At 51.8% G+C, this 17,386-nt stretch carries 15 protein-coding genes and 1 tRNA gene; 7 read left to right on the forward strand and 9 right to left on the reverse strand.

All coding sequences use genetic code 11. The features are described from left to right. Positions 1-67 precede the first annotated feature (67 nt). A complete protein-coding gene (locus B4B27_RS07085; RefSeq protein ID WP_290725067.1) occupies positions 68-3,109 on the forward strand; it encodes a diguanylate cyclase domain-containing protein in 3,042 nt (1,013 codons plus the stop codon). 159 nt (positions 3,110-3,268) lie between these two features. Beyond that, a complete protein-coding gene (locus B4B27_RS07090; protein WP_290725069.1) occupies positions 3,269-5,722 on the forward strand; it encodes an InlB B-repeat-containing protein in 2,454 nt (817 codons plus the stop codon). Between the two features lie 109 nt (positions 5,723-5,831). Here B4B27_RS07090 and B4B27_RS07095 read toward each other — a convergent pair whose 3' ends face one another. The 3 genes from B4B27_RS07095 to B4B27_RS07105 form a co-directional block, all read right to left on the reverse strand. Next, positions 5,832-6,404: an NUDIX hydrolase gene (locus B4B27_RS07095; protein ID WP_290725071.1), complete on the reverse strand. Its 573-nt coding sequence runs from the start codon at positions 6,402-6,404 to the stop codon at positions 5,832-5,834. A 22-nt stretch (positions 6,405-6,426) separates the two neighbouring features. Next, a complete protein-coding gene (locus B4B27_RS07100; protein ID WP_290725073.1) occupies positions 6,427-7,611 on the reverse strand; it encodes an MFS transporter in 1,185 nt (394 codons plus the stop codon). An 83-nt stretch (positions 7,612-7,694) separates the two neighbouring features. Then, entirely contained in the window at positions 7,695-7,967 is a 273-nt protein-coding gene (locus B4B27_RS07105; RefSeq protein ID WP_290725075.1) for a type II toxin-antitoxin system RelB/DinJ family antitoxin, read from the reverse strand. Positions 7,968-8,157: 190 nt separating this feature from the next. Between B4B27_RS07105 and B4B27_RS07110 the strand changes: the two genes are divergently transcribed. Both B4B27_RS07110 and B4B27_RS07115 read left to right on the forward strand, forming a co-directional pair. Beyond that, on the forward strand, positions 8,158-8,739 hold the full coding sequence (locus B4B27_RS07110; protein WP_290725077.1) for a hypothetical protein: 582 nt from the start codon (positions 8,158-8,160) through the stop codon (positions 8,737-8,739). A 20-nt stretch (positions 8,740-8,759) separates the two neighbouring features. Next, positions 8,760-9,833: a nuclease-related domain-containing protein gene (locus B4B27_RS07115; RefSeq protein ID WP_290725079.1), complete on the forward strand. Its 1,074-nt coding sequence runs from the start codon at positions 8,760-8,762 to the stop codon at positions 9,831-9,833. A gap of 34 nt (positions 9,834-9,867) precedes the next feature. Here B4B27_RS07115 and B4B27_RS07120 read toward each other — a convergent pair whose 3' ends face one another. The 4 genes from B4B27_RS07120 to B4B27_RS07135 form a co-directional block, all read right to left on the reverse strand. Then, positions 9,868-11,028 (reverse strand): class I SAM-dependent RNA methyltransferase, encoded by a 1,161-nt coding sequence (locus B4B27_RS07120; protein ID WP_290725082.1) that lies wholly within the window; start codon positions 11,026-11,028, stop codon positions 9,868-9,870. A gap of 56 nt (positions 11,029-11,084) precedes the next feature. Then, the gene (locus B4B27_RS07125) at positions 11,085-13,052 is read right to left on the reverse strand and encodes an FISUMP domain-containing protein (RefSeq protein ID WP_173381248.1); all 1,968 of its coding nucleotides are present in this window, start codon (positions 13,050-13,052) and stop codon (positions 11,085-11,087) included. Continuing rightward, positions 13,045-13,935 carry a TIGR02147 family protein gene (locus B4B27_RS07130; RefSeq protein WP_290725084.1) on the reverse strand — a complete coding sequence of 297 codons (891 nt, stop codon included), beginning with the start codon at positions 13,933-13,935 and terminating at the stop codon, positions 13,045-13,047. The genes B4B27_RS07125 and B4B27_RS07130 overlap by 8 nt, the downstream gene beginning before the upstream one ends. Positions 13,936-14,117: 182 nt before the next feature. Next, a tRNA-Gly gene (locus tag B4B27_RS07135) sits at positions 14,118-14,189 on the reverse strand. 121 nt (positions 14,190-14,310) lie between these two features. Between B4B27_RS07135 and infC the strand changes: the two genes are divergently transcribed. The 3 genes from infC to rplT are packed head-to-tail and all read left to right on the forward strand — an operon-like array spanning position 14,311 to position 15,511. Next, positions 14,311-14,934: a translation initiation factor IF-3 gene (gene infC / locus B4B27_RS07140; protein ID WP_290725086.1), complete on the forward strand. Its 624-nt coding sequence runs from the start codon at positions 14,311-14,313 to the stop codon at positions 14,932-14,934. Between the two features lie 17 nt (positions 14,935-14,951). After that, a complete protein-coding gene (gene rpmI, locus B4B27_RS07145) occupies positions 14,952-15,149 on the forward strand; it encodes a 50S ribosomal protein L35 (RefSeq protein WP_072812865.1) in 198 nt (65 codons plus the stop codon). A gap of 11 nt (positions 15,150-15,160) precedes the next feature. Next, on the forward strand, positions 15,161-15,511 hold the full coding sequence (gene rplT, locus B4B27_RS07150) for a 50S ribosomal protein L20 (RefSeq protein WP_173365268.1): 351 nt from the start codon (positions 15,161-15,163) through the stop codon (positions 15,509-15,511). Between the two features lie 56 nt (positions 15,512-15,567). On the opposite strand, the gene B4B27_RS07155 is transcribed toward rplT, so the two are convergent. Further along, positions 15,568-16,092 (reverse strand): hypothetical protein, encoded by a 525-nt coding sequence (locus tag B4B27_RS07155; RefSeq protein ID WP_290725094.1) that lies wholly within the window; start codon positions 16,090-16,092, stop codon positions 15,568-15,570. 223 nt (positions 16,093-16,315) lie between these two features. Then, positions 16,316-17,335 (reverse strand): GSCFA domain-containing protein, encoded by a 1,020-nt coding sequence (locus B4B27_RS07160; protein ID WP_290725096.1) that lies wholly within the window; start codon positions 17,333-17,335, stop codon positions 16,316-16,318. Between the last annotated feature and the right edge of the window lie 51 nt (positions 17,336-17,386).

A 17,386-nucleotide genomic window follows, 5' to 3' on the forward strand; every position in this document is an offset into this window, starting at 1 on the left:
GGGGCGTTTTTTCTATGTATATTAAAATAGTAGTCTATTCGGCTGTTTTTTGTAAGTTGGAATGGAAATGAATACGATGGTATTGAACATCTTTGTGGCTGTATCCTTGGTTCTCTTGTGTATGAACATCTGGACGACCAACAGGCTGTTGCGTCGCGATGCCACGGCGAGGTGGCTGGGGGCTAGCGGAGTTTTTGCCACCGTTTGTGTTGTCACCTACTTTGTGACAGTCTTTACGGATTCGGTTTCGGTCTTCGCCTGGATGACGACCGTGCATCTGATTGCCGTTGCCATTGGTTTGTTCTGCGCATGGGTGTTCTCGTACCGCTATGTGAGGCTTGAATCTTTCCGTATTATAAAGATTATTTCCAGAATCCTTGTTGCGCTGGTTGCGGTAGACATCATCGTTCTGTTGATAAATCCCTTCAAGAATATTGTCTTGGAGTTTGCGCTCCGCACTCCGGAATCCCTTTTTTCCAAGTTTATCTATGCGGCGCAATATCCGCTGTACTACATGCACATGGCGATCGCCTACCTGCTTATCGTCGGTGTCCTGCTTCTCCTTGGACATGGGCTTGCCATGGTCCCGAAAGAATTCGGGAGGCAGTTCCTGTACACGATGATTGCGCTGGCTTTTGTCCTCGTGTTTAATATTGTATCGGTCTTTGTCCAGGACAACAAGAACTTCTTGAATTATTCCATAGGCCTTTATTCCATCCTTCCGGTTATCATGTATGTGTTCGCGTATAAGTTCTCGGACTATATCAAGATTGACTACTTCAAGGATAGCGTGTTCGAGAATGTATCGCAATCCATTGTCCTGTTCGATTTCCGCGGCGAGATGGTGATGTGCAATTCCAAGGCCGTCCGGCTATTTTCGATGATTGACTTCTCGAAGAAGCCGTTGCGCAAGGAGTTCGAAAAGATCTGCAACATAGTGATTGTGGGCGAAAAGGATATCGATACGGCGTCGCTGCAGTGCTTTGTGCGTCAGTCTTCGGGACGGATTCCGCTGCGTTGCGATTTCCGCAGGCTCAAGAACGAACACGGCGCACTTGTCGGCTACCTGTATGTGTTTGCGGATATCGGCCTCGAAACGGATCCCGTGACGGGCTATCAGGAATGGGATGGATTCAAAAACTTTGTCTTGGAAAATTCAGAGACGTTTGCCCTGCCTCTGACTGTCATCGTTTCCGACATCAATAACCTTTCGGTGGTCAACAGTGTCGGTGGCCGCACCCGTGGTGACCAGATGCTCAAGGCTTTCGCCCATCTCCTGCGAAAAGAATTTGTCGAAAATTCTTACTTTGTCCGTGGCGAGGGGGCGAACCTTGTTGTCCTTGCCTATAACCGTTCGAAGGAGACGGTCGCCAAGGCCATGGAATCCGTGAGTGCCGCATTCGGGGGACAATTCCTCTATGCGACGGAACAGGTTCTGGATTTTCAGACAGGAATCCTGCAGGCTATCGAGACGGCGTCCAAAGTCCTGAGGCAAAAGAAGCTTCTGGATACGGATTCCAAGCATTCCGAGATCCTGGAAACGCTCAAGCAGGCTTTGCTCAAGAACGACAGCCGTTTCGAAGAGCATGTCGCGAAGATGCAAAAATTCTGCGATGCGCTGGCGCCTCGTCTCGACCTGACCGAAAGGCAGCTGAGTGACTTGAAGCTGCTTTGCACCTTGCACGATGTGGGCAAGGTGGCCATCCCTGTCGAAATCCTGCAGAAACCCGCGAAGCTGACTCGCGAGGAATATCGCTTGGTGCAGTCGCATGTGGAAAAGGGCTACCAGATTGCCAAGAGTTCCAAGGAATTTGTCGGTATTGCCGACTATGTGCGGCACCATCATGAACGCTGGGACGGAACCGGCTATCCTGACGGCATCAGCCGCGAAAGCATTCCGCTCCTTTCAAGGATTATCGCGGTTCTCGATTCCTATGATGCTATGACGAGTCCGCGCCCCTACCGTGCCGTGATGCCGAAGGAGTACGCGCTCAACGAGCTGCGCTCCTGTGCGGGAACCCAGTTCGATCCGACAGTTGTTGCCGAGTTCCTGCAGGTGCTTTCGGAAGAAACCGAGGATGCCGGGACTGAAAAGAAAGCGGCCGAGTCTTCGCAGGCGCCGTCGGCTTCCAATGTCCATGTGCCTTCCGCAGAGGCGCTCGCTTCGATGAAGGATGTCGTGCAGAAGATGGACAAGCGGGCCCCCTGCATTCACCGCGTGCAGTTCTGCCGTTGCATTGTCGATGCTGGCAACAAGATTGTGTCGGTAGACGAAAACTTCGAGGGCATGACTGGGTATTCTCGCGAGGATATCCGTCAGATGAATTTGAGCCTGGAATCCCTGATTCCGCCGGAAGATTTGACGGAATACCTTTGTGCGACTGCCGATCTTGCCGCGAAGGAACAGGTCGCCTATTTCGAACACCGCCTGCGCTGTAGAAACGGTTCTGTCCTGTTCGTGTTCGGTGCGTACAAGGTGTTTTACGATTCCGCTTCGCGAGAGAACCGTTGCGAGGTGATTATAGCCGATAGCTCCAGCACGACTGCCATGACGATGATGGCCCGTGACGAACAGGTGAAGGCGGCTCGACAGTTGCGCCAGTGGGAAGATACCTATCGCAAGGATTCCCTGACGGGGCTGTTGAACCGGTCGGCCTTCCAGAGCGATGTGGAAGAAAAGTTGCTCGACAGCGAGACCAAGGTGATGCTCCTGATGATAGATGTCGATAATTTCAAGAAGTACAACGACACCTATGGCCACCGCGCGGGAGACGAATACCTTGTCTTTGTGGCAAATACGGTCCGCGGTTCCTTGCGCGATAGCGACCTGGCTTGCCGTATGGGCGGTGACGAGTTTGCCGCAGCGCTCTTCTTCAAGAAGGAGAACGATACGGAATTCATGCATTCGCGCGCTCGCCAGATTTTTGACCGGATATCGAATAAGTTGGCGGCGGCAGAACACCCGACCGGGCTTTCGATGGGCGCGGTCGTTGCCGAGCACGAAAATATGACGTTCAAGCAGGTCTACGAGGCTTCCGACAAGGCCCTGTACAAGTCGAAGAAGGATGGCCGCGGCAGGCTGTCTGTCGAATCCGCGACCCTGTCGTAAGTCAAAATTCATAGTCCAAGTTGGAATGTAGGCGCGTCTAATTTTGCGCCTTTTTCGCGGGTTGCTTGTGATATACGGCAAAAAGCGCCTTTTGGGGCGGCATGGACGATGAAAAAAAACGAATTTTTTATTTATTTTAGCACGAAAAAAGGTGGCAATATGAAGAATATACGTACGAAGTTTGCCCTAGTCGCTGCGCTCGCCTTGGTGGTGGGCGCGGGACAGTCGTTTGCCGCATGGGACGGCAAGTCCATGGAAAAACCGGAAATCCAGAAGATTGACGGCAAGGTTTTTTACCTTATCGGTAACGAGGCGAACCTTGCATGGTTTGCTGATTCCGTTAACAAAAATAAGGGGACTATTGCATTGAACGCGAAATTGGTCCAGTCGCTTGACCTGGCCGAAAAACTCTTTATGCCGATTGCCGCAGGGAAGGGCGATACGCAATTTGGCGGCGTGTTCGATGGTGACGGATTCACGATATCCAATCTTTATATTGATGCGGCGAAAATAGGCGAAATCCCTAATCCGAACTGCGATACCTCGAAATCGTACTGTAACTCTCAAAATCCTGGGTTTATTGCCGTGCTAGGCGGAGGTGGCGTTGTCAAAAATTTGAATCTGGAAAACGTGTATATTACGGCATCGACCAATGCAGGCGAAATATTGGATGTCGCAAACCCGATTTCGGTGGGAGGAATAGTAGGCTGGCAGACGGGTGGTTCCATCGAGGGATGCTTTGTTTCGGGCAAGATCTTTACAAGTGGAGCAGGCAATGCCGTTGGTGGTGTTGTAGGAACAGCGCGAGGAGGCTCGATTAGAAATACTTTGAGTACGGTTTCTGTGTATGCTAGCGGGAATTCGACATATGTGGGAGGCATAGTAGGGTTTGTCAGAGGGGCGACAAGTATCGAATACAGTGCGTACGATGGAGCCGCGCTCATAAATAACGGTGACGGAAAGCGGGGAGGCATCCTGGGCAATTTTGAAATTGGAACGGCTAAGGTCGAGATTGCCTATTTCGATGGAGATGTTGTCTCGGAGGGTATTGGTGCCAAGACGGATTCGCTCGAGGTGGATGGCACGACGGTGAGTGAAGAAGAACTGAATGTCGGCAAGGTTACGTGCGCGTTGAACGGTGGCGAACTTAAGGATGGTGCCTGCGATAAGGATGGCGTGTGGTCGGTTGGCGAAACCCACATTGTCGTGAACGGCGTGTCGCGTAACGAGAGCGGTGCGCTCATGTTCGAAGTCAAGTTCGATGCTAATGGCGGCGTGTTCCGCGATGGCGACAAGACAAGCAAGCTTTTGAAGGTCGGCGACAAGATTACGGCCACAGAAATTATCCCGCCGACCCGCGGCGATACCGTATTTGCGGGCTGGGCTCTTGCCAAGGATGCTGAAACTCCGGACGAGGACCTTGGCGCTGCCGACAGGGCGAAAACGGTTTATGCCGTGTGGAAGAAAATGTTTACCGTCAAGTTCGATGCGAACGGAGGGACCTTCCCGGATGAATCTACGGAAAAGTCGAAGGTTGTCGCGGATGGCGCTGCCATAGACGTGAGTGGTTTCGATGTCCCGCAGACCTACACCTCCGAAGAAGAAGTCAAGTACTACTTCTCGGGCTGGGCTCTCGAAGCCGATGCCGAGGCTGCCCTCGAAACGCTTGGCTCTGCAACCGATAACGTGACGCTTTATGCGGTATGGACGGAAGCTCCGACATTCACGGTCACCTACGATACGCGCGGATTCGGCGTGACTGTCGATTACGTGCAGGAAGGTGAAACGACGACTCTGCCCGAGACTCCGAAGGCGGATGGCTACAAGTTTGTCGGCTGGTTTACCGATTCCACATTTGCGGAAGGTTCCGAATTCGACTCCGAAACGCCGATTGCAGAAAATGTTGTCGCATATGCCAAGTGGGACATCGTTGAATATGAAATTGTCTATATCATGGGCAAGGGCGCGAACAACGAGGCGAACCCGGTTTCTTATACGGTCGAAACGCCGACCATCAAGTTGCAGCCGCCCACCAAGAAGGGCTACCACTTTGACGGCTGGTACTACGATGCGGATTTTGTGAATACGGCGACGCAGATTACCGAAGGCTCCACGGGAAAGGTGAAGTTGTATGCAAAGTGGGAAATCAAGACGTTTACGGTCACCTACATGGCTGGCGAATTTGCCCTGGAAATCGTGGAGCCCGATGTCAAGGCCTACGGCGATACGATCAAGCTCAAGGAAGCCTCGTTTACCCGCTACGGCTACCTGCAGGACGGCTGGTCCACGAAGGATGGCGGCAAGAAGAAATACGACCTTGGTGCCGAATATGCCGCCGATGCGGATGTCGCCCTTTTCCCGCACTGGGTAAAGGACCCGACTGCTATTCCTGTCGTAGCGAAGGCGGCCGCACGCTTCGGTGTCGTGGCGAACGGAAGGACTCTTGAACTTTCCGGCGTGCGCTCCGGTACGCCTGTCGCCGTGTTCGATATGCGCGGGCATGTCGTGGCGAAGGCTACGGCAAGTGCGGGCTCGTTCAGCATGGGGACGTTTGTGCCGGGAATGTACCTGGTTCGCGTGGGTAGCGACGCACAGCGCGTGCTAGTGCGCTAATACCTGCTTTTGTCATCCTCGCGAGCCCCGTCGTCATCCTCGCTATACGATACTTGGCAACTTGTTGCCATAGTAGAGTTATCCTCTTTGGGGAGTAGGCGAGGATCTTTTACTTTTGTGATAGCTTGAACTTCAAGTACCCTGCAATTTGTAGCGGATGGTTGAATGTGCCATCCGCCATTTTCTTTTGCAGATCCTCGTCGGAGAGTTCGAGAGACTCGATGTCCTCGGTGCTGTCGAAATGCGTGCTGCCGCTCTTGACGACGCCGTCAATGAATACCACGTGAAATACGCCGCGGTGCCTGTCCGGATTCACCGGAAACTTGCCGAGGTAGCGGATTGCCTTGCCTTCGTTATCCTCTTTGGGGAGCAGGCGAGGATCTACACAGTACCCGCATTCCTCCTGCAGTTCGCGGAGCGCGGCCTGTTCCGGCGTTTCGCCCTTGTCGATGATGCCTGCGGGGAATTCGAGCGCAATTTTTCCGGTGCCGTGGCGGTACTGTTCCGTCATGACCCACTTGCCTTCTGCGGTGCGCGCGAGAATCAGCACCCAGTCGGGTTGCCATAGCGTGTAGAAGTCATCGATGACCTTCCCGTTCGGCAGTTCGCAGGTTTCCTTCGCGACCTTGAGCCAGGGGGCGTCTACCAGGTATTCCGTTTTGAGCAGTTTCCAGGGTTTCATATCGTGATGCTTTCCGTCGGGATTATCCTTCGAGCTTGTTCTTCAGGTAATGCCTTGCGGTCCACGTGAAATATAATATGTCGGCGATTACAAGTGCCACGGCGCAGGTGAAAAATACCTGCTGGTGCATGCCGAAATGCCCCGCCATCGAGCCACCCGCCAAAATGCCCGCCCCGATACCGATGTCCCAGCCGCTCAGGTACGTGCTGTTCGCGGTACCGCGCTGGTCGTGGCGGGCGAGGTTCACGCACATCGTCTGGTAGCCGGGGAAAATTAGCCCGAGGCTTGTACCGATGAGGAATGCCGATGCGAAGAAGGTGACAGGCGAGTGGCTGAAGGCGAGCAAAAAGTAGGCGACGATATTGAGCGTCATGCCGGTGCCTACCAGGTGAATCAGGTAGCCGCGGTCAATCAGGCGCCCGGTCATTACGCGGTTCAAGATGAGCCCTGCCGCGATGAGCGCATAGAACCAGCCGGAACCTCCGATGCCCAGTTCCTTCGCGTAGAGCGCGATGTAGTTCGTGACGGGCCCGTAGGCGAACCCCACGAAGATGAAATTCACGAACTGCGGGATGGCGCGCGTGAGGAAGAACCGGTCGAGCGAAAGCGGTGCGTGCGGCTTTTTCTCCTTGCGGGGAACGTTCAGGGTCTGCACGAGAACGAGCCCGATGATGCACAGCGCAATCGAGATGATGAACACGATGGTGTCGCCGAAGGCCTCGTACAGGAACATGCCTGTCATCGGGCCGGTCGCGAACGCGAGATTCACGCTAATCCCGAAATAACCGATGCCTTCCCCGCGGCGGCTTGCGGGGAGCGCGTCGATGGCCACCGTGTTGCTTGCGGTACTCGAAATCCCGAAGAAGAGACCGTGTGCAAAGCGCACTGCGGCTAGTATCGGCAGGAATGCCACCGTCTTGTAGCCCAAGAAACATGCGGTAAACGCGAAGAACGTCCAGAAGTACAGCGGCTTGCGGGAAAGCGTATCCACGAGGAAACCCGCGAAGGGCCTGCAGGCGAGTGCCCCGATGGTGTAGAGCGAGATGATGAACCCAGCAGTTGCGTTGTCGGTCTGGAACTTCTCGATAATGTAGAGCGGCAGAATCGGCAACAGCTGGTAAAAGCTGAAGAACAGCAGAAAGTTCGCGGCGGCGACCGTCACGAAGTTGCGTGTCCAGAGAGCTGGTTTCTGTGTTGCATCCGTCATATCAAATATCCCGGAGGCCAAAGATAGAAATTACTTCCCGAATAAATCTTTTTTAAAACGGCTGGTCCAGATTACTTCGTAAATCATTTGTCAAGGTCCGCCCACATCTCGTTCATATCCGTATAGCGCTTGGTCTTCGGGTCTGCTTCTAGTCGCTTTGCTTCTTCGATTGTGTCTAGGAGTTCGCCGGAACGTTTCGGGTATTTCACTTCAAAAGGGAGGCCTTGCTGTAGCACCACCTGCCGCAGGAACATAGAAATTGCCTGAGACATAGAAAGCCCAAGCCCCTCAAGGAGCTTGTTGGCCTGGCTGCTCAGCTCGGAGTCGATGCGGAAATTTTTAGCTATGGTGCTCATGAACATAAATATACCTCATTTTGATTGCAAAAGCAAGTGAATGATTGTGTATTCTTGCGAATGCTATCAGAGTTGTGCTTTCTGAAGTCTTTTATACTACACATTTGTGCATTATAATATAATTTTAGGAGTGGGATTTGTCAATAGGCTTGAGTATTTTTTTGAGGAAAAGGTTATATTCAATATGGATATGAAGAAAGTGTTGCTTATATTTTTTCTGGTTTCGAAAGTATTCGCCTATGACTTGCAATATCACCCGTTCCTTTTGCAAGTCAAAGACAAACATGGTGTGACATTGGCAAAAACGCTTGATAAGGTATATGGAGACAAAATTGTTGTAAAGAACAAGCGATGCTATTATGTTGAATTGTCCAATGGTGTAGATACTGAATATGAGATAGACCAATGCCGATTAGATTTTTTACAAAAAAAAGTTTATTCGCAAGCAGATCGGTTAAATGGCATAGAAATTAAGGGAACAATTTGGATAGAAGGAAATTCCTTCCGCACGAAAACTGTTGGTGGAAAATGGAGCGAATGGAAATCATCCGAACTATTCCCTGCATTGCAGTGGTATAACCGAACCGGCTTCGAATTCAAAAAACAAAATGGCGAATTTGAATTTACTCCAACTCGGGGCGTTCAAAATATCCGAGGCTCGTATAACTATATCAGCAAAAATCGAGTTAAAGCGATTCAAAACGGTGAAGCCTCAGGCATTGTTGTAAAAGAAAGCGAATCAGGAAAGATTGTAATTCAAGAAAGTCGTTGATTGTTTTTAGTAAAATTTTTATGACTCCGTTAATCAAAAAAATCATGCTATTGCTGTCCTTATTCGCATTAAATGCATTTGCGAATGATGCTATGGTTTCGCAAATGGCGAATGGATTTTTTAGTAGTTTTTTCTCTTTTTTCATACCAATAGTCGCTCTAGGAGCAATATTGTCTATAGCTCTATCGTTGGCACAAAAGAAACCAGAAATGCTGGCGTATGGTTGTGGAACTATTTTTCTGTTACTTGTTGTTGCTGGACTTATTTTAACAATTGTTGATTTTATTCGAGGACATTATGTCGTTTTTGTCGTTGGCGGAATCATTCTTGTTCTTATTGTTTTGATTTGCTATCTCATTTTTAAGCCCGACCCGAAAGAAATCGAACTGCAAAAACGAGCGAACGAAATAAAGCAAAGAAAAACAGCCGCCTTTACAAAAGAACAATTGAGCGTTCATCCCGCAACATATGAAGATGCTGTTGTGTCAATGCCATCGGCTACTGAGATTGCCGGAAAAATAGGTGAAGACAAAGTCAGTAGAGCTGTATATGAGGCTTGTCAATTCGATGGTCGGTATTACAAACTTCTACGAAATGTCTATGTCCCGATACATGGCGGATATTCTGAGATAGATGTTTTGCTTTTGCATGAAACAGGGGTCTATGTTTTTGAAAGCAAGAATTTGTCTGGGTCCATATATGGTGATGAAGACCACGCTCAGTGGCAGCGTTTTAAAGGCAATGGTCAAAAAGATTTTGTCCCTAATCCGATTAAACAGAATGATGGACATATTAATGCATTATGCGCTTTTTTAAGACAGAATAAATACCAGTTTCGCGTTTTCAGTATGATTGTCTTTGGAACAAAAACGAATTTAAAATATGTCCCTGAAGGCAAATCACTGGTGTCAATCCACGAAGTGTATAACCTGGAAATGGATTTGATCAAAAGGATGAAATCGGAAAAGAATTTCTACAGTGCGGAAACGATTGATTCGTGGTGCAATAAACTTCTGCCCTGCACGCAACTGAGCGAAGAAGAAAAGGCGTCTCACAAGAAACGCCTTACCAAAAGATTTAGAAGAATTAACTAGGATTTTCTTTCACTCCTCAGGATGACGCTTCGCGTCATTTCTTTTCGAGCATCACGATGGTTTCGAGGTGCGGGGTGCCGGGGAACAGGTCGAGCGGCTGCACTTCGCGCACGCGGTAGCCGTAGCGTTCCCATTCCTTGAGCGATGCGGGAATCTCGTCGGTGCCGCAGAACACGTGAGCGACGCGGATGGGCTTGCGCATCGCGAGTGCGTGAATCACGCCGGGTTCGCAGCCCTTGCGGGGCGGGTCGAGCAGGATTTTTTCGGGCTCGTTCAATACCGGCTTCGGGAGGCGCGTCTGCACGAACATTTCGTCAATTTTGCCCGCGATAAAGCGGTAGTTCTTCTTGAGGTGCTTTGCGGAAGCCTTCGCGCAGTCGATGGACGGGCCTTCCCATTCCACGCCCAGCACGTCCTTGGCGGCTTCGCCGAGCGCAAAGCTGAACAGGCCGTAACCGCAGTACAGGTCCAGGAAGTGGTCTTCCTTGCCGAGGCTGAGCATGCGGCTCGCCGCCTTGATGAGGTTGTGAATCTGGCTCTCGTTAATTTGGCTGAATCCCGTGACGGGGTAACGCAGGCTAAAGTGCCCGAGATTCAGGCTAAGTTCGCGCGGGCCGTAGAGTTGCTTGAAGTTCAGGCCTTCGGTGGGGCGCTTCGATTCCAGGTAGTAGTCGGATTCGGTCGTGTCCACGTAGGCGTGCGCCGCGGTCACGTGGAAGGGCGATTTTTGCAGTGCTTCGGCAATCAGCTTGAGCTTGCGCACGATGCTCGCGTCAATCTTCTTGATGTTGAAAATCACCACGCGGTACTGGTATGTGCCGCGGATGATAATCCAGTTGAGCGCGTAGGCGAGTGGCTTGTACGCGGGCGTAATGAGTTTTTCGAACAGGAAGTCGTAAATCTTGTTGTGCTCTTCGGGTTCGAGCATGGATTCCTGGCGGTCGAACTGCAGGTTGCCCGGCTGCATGTACACACGGCGCTTGCTTGTGGTGCGGTACCCGCGGGGCATGGGGCTTGCAATTATCTTCTGCGGGTTGCCGGCGAGGCGGTTCACGTCCCAGAATTCCTCGAGGGCGTCGTTCTTGACCTTCAGTTCGTCTTTGTAGTCGAGCATGGCGAGCGATTCGCCGTGGAGGGAGTCTGCCTCCTTGGTGTAGCCCGGAATCTGGTGTGCGATGGCTTGTTCGAAAAACATGAATGCCTCCATGTCGGCAGTTTTTACAGAGGCAAATTTAGAAAAAAATAGAATCCCTAATCATCGTCTTTTCGGCAACGGACGGGGCGCACCCTATTCTTACTATCATGAAGGATAAAATATTTATCGAGACATTTCCTGTACTCGGCTTGCTGCTCCTCTTGCACCTCTTGTTTGGGCTCCTCTAGCTTGGATCGACAGGCCCATGATATCGGATAGGCGTACACGGCGTAATAGAGAGTATCGCCCGTTAATACTGATTTGATGGGCTCTTCAGTGCTGCTCCAAAAAGTTATTAAATCTTCGAAAACCCTGTCATAAAAGTCACCTAATTCAATTAGGCATCGACCGTCGCAGTCAGTGGTATCTTGTGGATACGCTTTGGGGATGTCTTCCCGCCGGATTATCTGGAATTCCGCGTAAAGGTCTGGTGTTATGAGTGATTTGATTAGGGAAACAAATTCTTCTTCGTTGGGCACGTGCCATCCATCAGGACAAATCCCCTGCACCACGTCAGGTAACTTACCCCTGCAACTGTTGTTTTCGCCACAGTCCAACGGGTTATCCACATCGGTTGCGAATTTTACGGAATCGATCGCAGCAGTCCATTTGTAAAAGCAGCCGAACGCGTAATCACTTCTGCACCCAAATTTGCCCCTCATGCTCGGATAGCTTACGGAGTCTTTGTAGGCAAGGTTCTCGGCCATCCATATCTGCGAGTTTATTTCGATGGTCCTGTAAACATGCCCGTCCCGAGGGTCGGTCATGGATCCGACCAAATCCTTTGGCGTCTTCCATTTGCCTGACCTGCAGATAAAATAGCGGTCGTAGTTGCGTATATTGTCGTGGAAATCTATCTGGGAGGAATCCTCGAGAATGTTGATTACCCGGACGGTATCTTCGAGAGCCTTGACGCATCGGCCCAATTCCTTTTCGGCGGGCGAGAGCGGACGCCAAATGGTCTCGTCAAAAATATAGAGGCTGTCGGTGATATCACCCTTCTTTATCGCCCCATCGGTAGTATCCTTCCAGCCGTAGGTATCCTTCTCGAAGTCGTTCGCTATGTTCCATGCGCCACTTCTGCATATAAAGTATACGGCGGCGTTTTTGCTCTTCTTGTTTGCGTTTTTCTGTACTTCGCCTTCACGCTTTGCGTTGCAGCTGCCGAGCCTAAAGTTATTGTACCAGAAGTTGTTTACGTACTTTTCGAATGCGGGGATGTCGGCCGATATTTCCCAACCGGCGATGTTTTTGCCGATGGCCTTGAGGCTGTCGTTCTTGTTTGTTTCGAAGGCCCAATCCGCAATGACGGTTGCAGCCGCGCTGTCATTCCAGGTGCCGTCTTCTTCAATGTCAGATGCGTAGTTGGCCAGGCGCTCGCTAAAGTCGGCTTCATCAAGGTCTCCCTGCATCAGCACGCTAATTGCGAGGAGCGCGGCGCTGCCGTCGCTCTCCCCGAAAATGTTCAGGTCTTCGGAGTTGGCGAATTCACCCTCGATTCCGAACGATGCCAGTACTTCCCGCTCTGCCCGTTCCTTTGCGGTGGCGACATCCATGGAATCGGTCGCTGCCAGGTAGACGGAGCGCTCGTATTCCAGGTGCGTAAGCAGGTTTACGTTCGCCACCTCGCGTTTACTCAGATCTATAATGGCGTAAAGGGTAATCGGCGATTGCGATTTTTTGCCGGAGACTTCGTTCCGGTAGAACCCGTTTGCCTTCAGGAGCGCAAATGGGGATGCCTGCTTCGCGACCTTTACCGAGAATTCGCCCTTGTCGTTCTTTGTCTTGCCCTCGTAGCTGTTGCCTGTCTGGGAAAGAGTCTTTTCGTCGAGCTCCTGTATCGTGATGCTGGAGCCGTGCAGGAACGGCCCCTTTTGCGTTACGCCCGAGATAGTCTTGTCGGTGACGGCGATGACTTCCTGGTCCTCGACGGAGCCGCCGGCCGATTTTTCGGCGTTGCTACAGGCAGCAAGGAAGTATGCGGGCAGGAATGCCGTGGCGAGAATTGTGCAGAGTCTATTCATCTTTTACTCCCTTGCTGGAGGGTGAATCCTGTATAAAACCTTCTTTGTGCATGTCGCTTAGCGGGAATAGCTGCATGTTCAGGCGGTAAACTTCTTCGGTCCTTGCGCTCTCGGTGGCGATTGCCACGATGCGCCTGCGGCACTCGGCCAGCTCCTCTACAATCTGGCCGTACGCCTCGCGGGTGATGCCCAGCGTGAGGCCCGTGATGTTGCGGCCCTGTGCGGGGTCGTTCTTGAGCGCGTCCGTGGCGAGTTCCGCCATTTGCACCTGCAGGTCGTGCGCGATGGCCTTCTGTACGGTCTTGCTCGCGCTGTTGCGGGCTTCGCTCCCCATGCGGAGCGAGCGGTCTGCCTGCCGGTAGTTCCCTTGCGCGTCCTGGGTGAGGTAGCCCGCCTCCTGCAAAAATTCCAGAATCTCGCGGACTTCGCCAGTTTTTACGCGGTAGCGGGTGGCCCTCGAAATCTCCTTCGGGTTCGCGCCGTCCATGCAGGGCGCAAGTTCGCGGATAAGCGAGTTCTTCCAGGACTTGAAAAACTGGTATTCCTCCGCGGTAATCGGCTTTACCTTGTGGACGCGCGCCAGTTCGGCGATGCTCTCGAGAATTTCTTTCTTGTCGCTTTCACTTTTCGCGTTATCCAAGGCCACCAGCTTGCAGAAGAACGTGGATTCGAATCCGGCGAGCCCCATGGCTTGTGCCACCTGCGGAGCCGTGCGTTCGCCCAGGTTTTTCTTGCCTTCGCAGACGTATTGCAAGAATACGGGGGACTTGATGCCGGCGCTCTCGGCAAAGGAGGCCCACGAGAGGGCCTTGCGGGCCTTCTGCTCTTCGTAGAAATCCCGGATGCATTCCCGGTAACTGATGTATTCGATGACGGGTCTCATGGTTTCAAATATACACTGTGAAAAGTTATTTTGCAATAGTTAGAATATAAAAAACTTTAAAATTTTTAGAAAATCACAATATTTTCCATATTTTGATAAAAATTTCTATTAAATTGGAATATATATCGCTGCGAAGGCTGGCTTTGGAAACAAAAAAAGACCCCTCGAACGAGGGGTCCTAGAGCGGCGGACCGGGATCGAACCGGCAACCATTAGCTTGGAAGGCTAAGGCTCTACCATTGAGCTACCGCCGCAACAAGCCCAATTATACAAAAATCGGGCGTTTTTTAAAGGGTTTTGCCGAAAGATATTTGATTTTTACAAAAAACTTGCTAAATTTTCGCCCACATTAACAATCATACCCAAGGAGTATACTTGTTCCCTAATCCGCGCGATCGCCGCATGCCCAACCGTCCCAGCGATGGAACCCGTACCAACGAAGATATCCATATCTCCCCGATTCGTCTTGTGAAGGAAGATGGCGAGGCCATCATCATCGAGACGAGCAAGGCATTGCAGATGGCAAAGGACGCCGGACTGGACCTGGTGGAAGTGTCTCCGAATGCAAAACCGCCCGTATGCCGCATCATCAACTACGGCAAGTACAAGTTCGAGCAGGTCAAGAAGGCCAAGGCCGCTAAGGCCAAGCAGCATGTGGTGAAGCTGAAAGAAATCAAGATGCACCCGAAGACTGCCGAGAACGACTACCAGTACAGGATCAAGCAGGCGGCCGAGTTCTTGCAGGACGGTATGAAGGTCAAGCTTATCATGCAGTTCCGTGGGCGCGAGATGGCGCACATGGACTACGGCAAGCGCCTGATGGAACGCGCCAAGGAAGACCTGGCTCCATTCGGCGATTTGGAAATGGACTCCAGGGTGGAAGGCAACACAATGCTTTCTATCTACGGTCCTAAACGTGGTGCGGGTTCTGCCAAAAAGCAGGACCAGGCGCCAAAGCCCGCAACCGAGCCAAAGGCAGCAGGTGAGGCTTCAACTTAATAACCGAAGAGGTAAAAATGCCTAAGATGAAAACACACAGCGGTGCTAAGAAGCGCTTCCGCGTGACGGGTTCCGGCCACGTCAAGTTCAAGCGCGCTGGTATGCGCCACATTCAAGCCAAGATGACCACTAAGCGTAAGCGCAACCTTCGTAAGGGTGCACTCGTCAAGAAGGTCGATACCTATCACGTCAAGCGTCTGCTTGTAGTAGCATAAGGAGAGTAAGAATGCCACGCGCTAAAACCAGAGTTCCTTCCCGCGAACGCCGCAAAAACATCCTCAAGGCCGCCAAGGGTTTCTATGGCCGTCGCAAGTCGAACCTTCGCCTTGCCATTGACGCCGTAGCCCACGCCGGTCAGTATGCCTACGCCCACCGCCGTGACAAGAAGGGTGACTTCCGCTCTCTGTGGATCACTCGCTTGAACGCAGCAGTCCGCGAACATGGCATCAGCTACAGCCAGTTTATCTTCAAGCTTTCCAAGTCGGGCATCCAGCTGAACCGCAAGGTCCTCGCTGACATGGCCGTCGCCGATCCTGAAGCTTTCGCCAAGGTCGTGGAAGTCGTGAAGGCTGCCTAATAGCTGCATCTTTACGCGAGAAATTCGCCCTGCTCCTAACCGAGCGGGGCGTTTTTTTAGTGCCGGAACATTTCCCTTTGCAGGAGCTTCATCTGGTTGCTCAGCTGGGTCCATTCCGCGTTCCACTGTTGTTGCAGCAGGGCGCACTTTTTTTCGAGCCTTTCGATGACGATGGCCTGCGCCGCGGCTGGGCCGGCGAATTGCGGGTGGGCGGAGGCGACAATTTGGTAACAGCGCGTGGCGGTTTGCTTATATTGGTTCATCAGCGTGGCGATGTTTCGTATCCTAACGGCTGCGCTGTTGCTTAGCAGGCGACTGCTCCGTTGCCAGAGAATCTCTATCTTGTCGATCAGGTTCCCGAAAAAGAGCACGGAGCTGGGGGCGTTTTCCGTTTTCAGCTGCATGGCGAGGATTGACGAGGCGTATTGGTCTGCTTCCAGGATGCAGCCTGCGAACGCTTCCAGTTCTTGAAACAATATCCATGCGGATTGGCGCTTGTTGCAGTCCTGCTCGAATTCCTTTAGGAGCTTGTCCCTTTGCTGGTCGTGGCTTTGCTGGTCTTTTGCCAGCTTTTTCCTCATGCGCCAAATCAATAGCCCGGCGACAATTCCTCCCGCCACCGCTCCGATGAGCGCCGCCGAAAAAAGATTCCATATGATTTCATTCGTAGCCAAAAAAGCTTGCATTCCATAATGCCAAATTGTTAATTTGGTCGCAAATATAGATAAAGGTAAATTCCGGTGTCAATTCTTTTGGAGGCTATAACAAAAAGGTATTTGTTTGTAAGAATCTTGACATTTGTTTTTAATGCCGTGTCTGGATGTCCTGGCCAAAATTTAATCCCGGAATCTGAATTTCCAGTTCCCTGGCCTGTGCCATGCGCTTTTTCGCGAATTCCGTTGCGATGTCGGAATCCGCGTTCATGATGCGGTGGTTTGCCATCTTCATGAATTTTTCGACGCGGGCGATGTCTGCTCGGGTCCTTTCGCTGCAGTAGGTTTCTGCCATGCTTTCGAAGATATATTCTTCTGCGGCTTTGGACAGGTGGATCATGTCATCGGCATAAAAGCGGTAGTCGCGCAGTTCGTCCATCACGATTTCGTAACTCGGGAAGTAACTGACTGAATTCGCGGACGCCTGCATGCCGGCTATCGCCTTTTCTACCGCGAGTTGCAGCGTCGCCTTTGAAAGGGTGTTGCCGTGCGCGCCGTCGCCTGTGTGCCTGAGCGGCGATACGGTTAATACGATATGCGGGTTGCGCCCCGCAATCGTGCGTAAACTCTCGACAATCCCGCGAATCGATTCTGCCGCTTCTTCTACCGTAATCATCCTGTGTTCGAAGATGCGCGGGTCCTGCCGGTGGCAGTTTGAGACTGCGCAGCCGCGGATGTTCCCGCTACCTGAGGGGGCGTCCTTGAGGAAGTACACGAGCGCGGTGCCGAGCGTGATAAATACGACATCGGCCTTTTGCAGAAACTCGCGCGTGCGGGTTGCGGCCTCGTTCATCTTCGTGATGCATTCTTCGCATGTCGCGCCCGAGAGCGAACCGTGCGCATCCCAGCTGTGCCAAAGCTTGTCGCTACGGGTGTCCTGGAAAACATCCCCTTCTCCGAAAACTTTTCCTTCGGCGATGGCCTTGATTTGCCGCTCGATGGATGCCGGGTTGTAGACTGTCCCGAACGGGTTCGCGAATACGTCAAACTTGCGTGCCGCAAACTGTGCCGATATTTTGTCTGCGAAGCACGACCCGAAAAAAGCCAAGTGGCTCGTGTAGTCGATGTTGAAGCTTGCTGCGGGGGTGTCTACTTTGGTGAAGAAGTCCATGGTGATAATATAGTCATTAGTCGCGGGATGCCCGGTGACCCGGAATAGATC

The sequence above is a fragment of the Fibrobacter sp. UBA2449 genome (assembly GCF_002342555.1).
Classification (GTDB): domain Bacteria; phylum Fibrobacterota; class Fibrobacteria; order Fibrobacterales; family Fibrobacteraceae; genus Fibrobacter.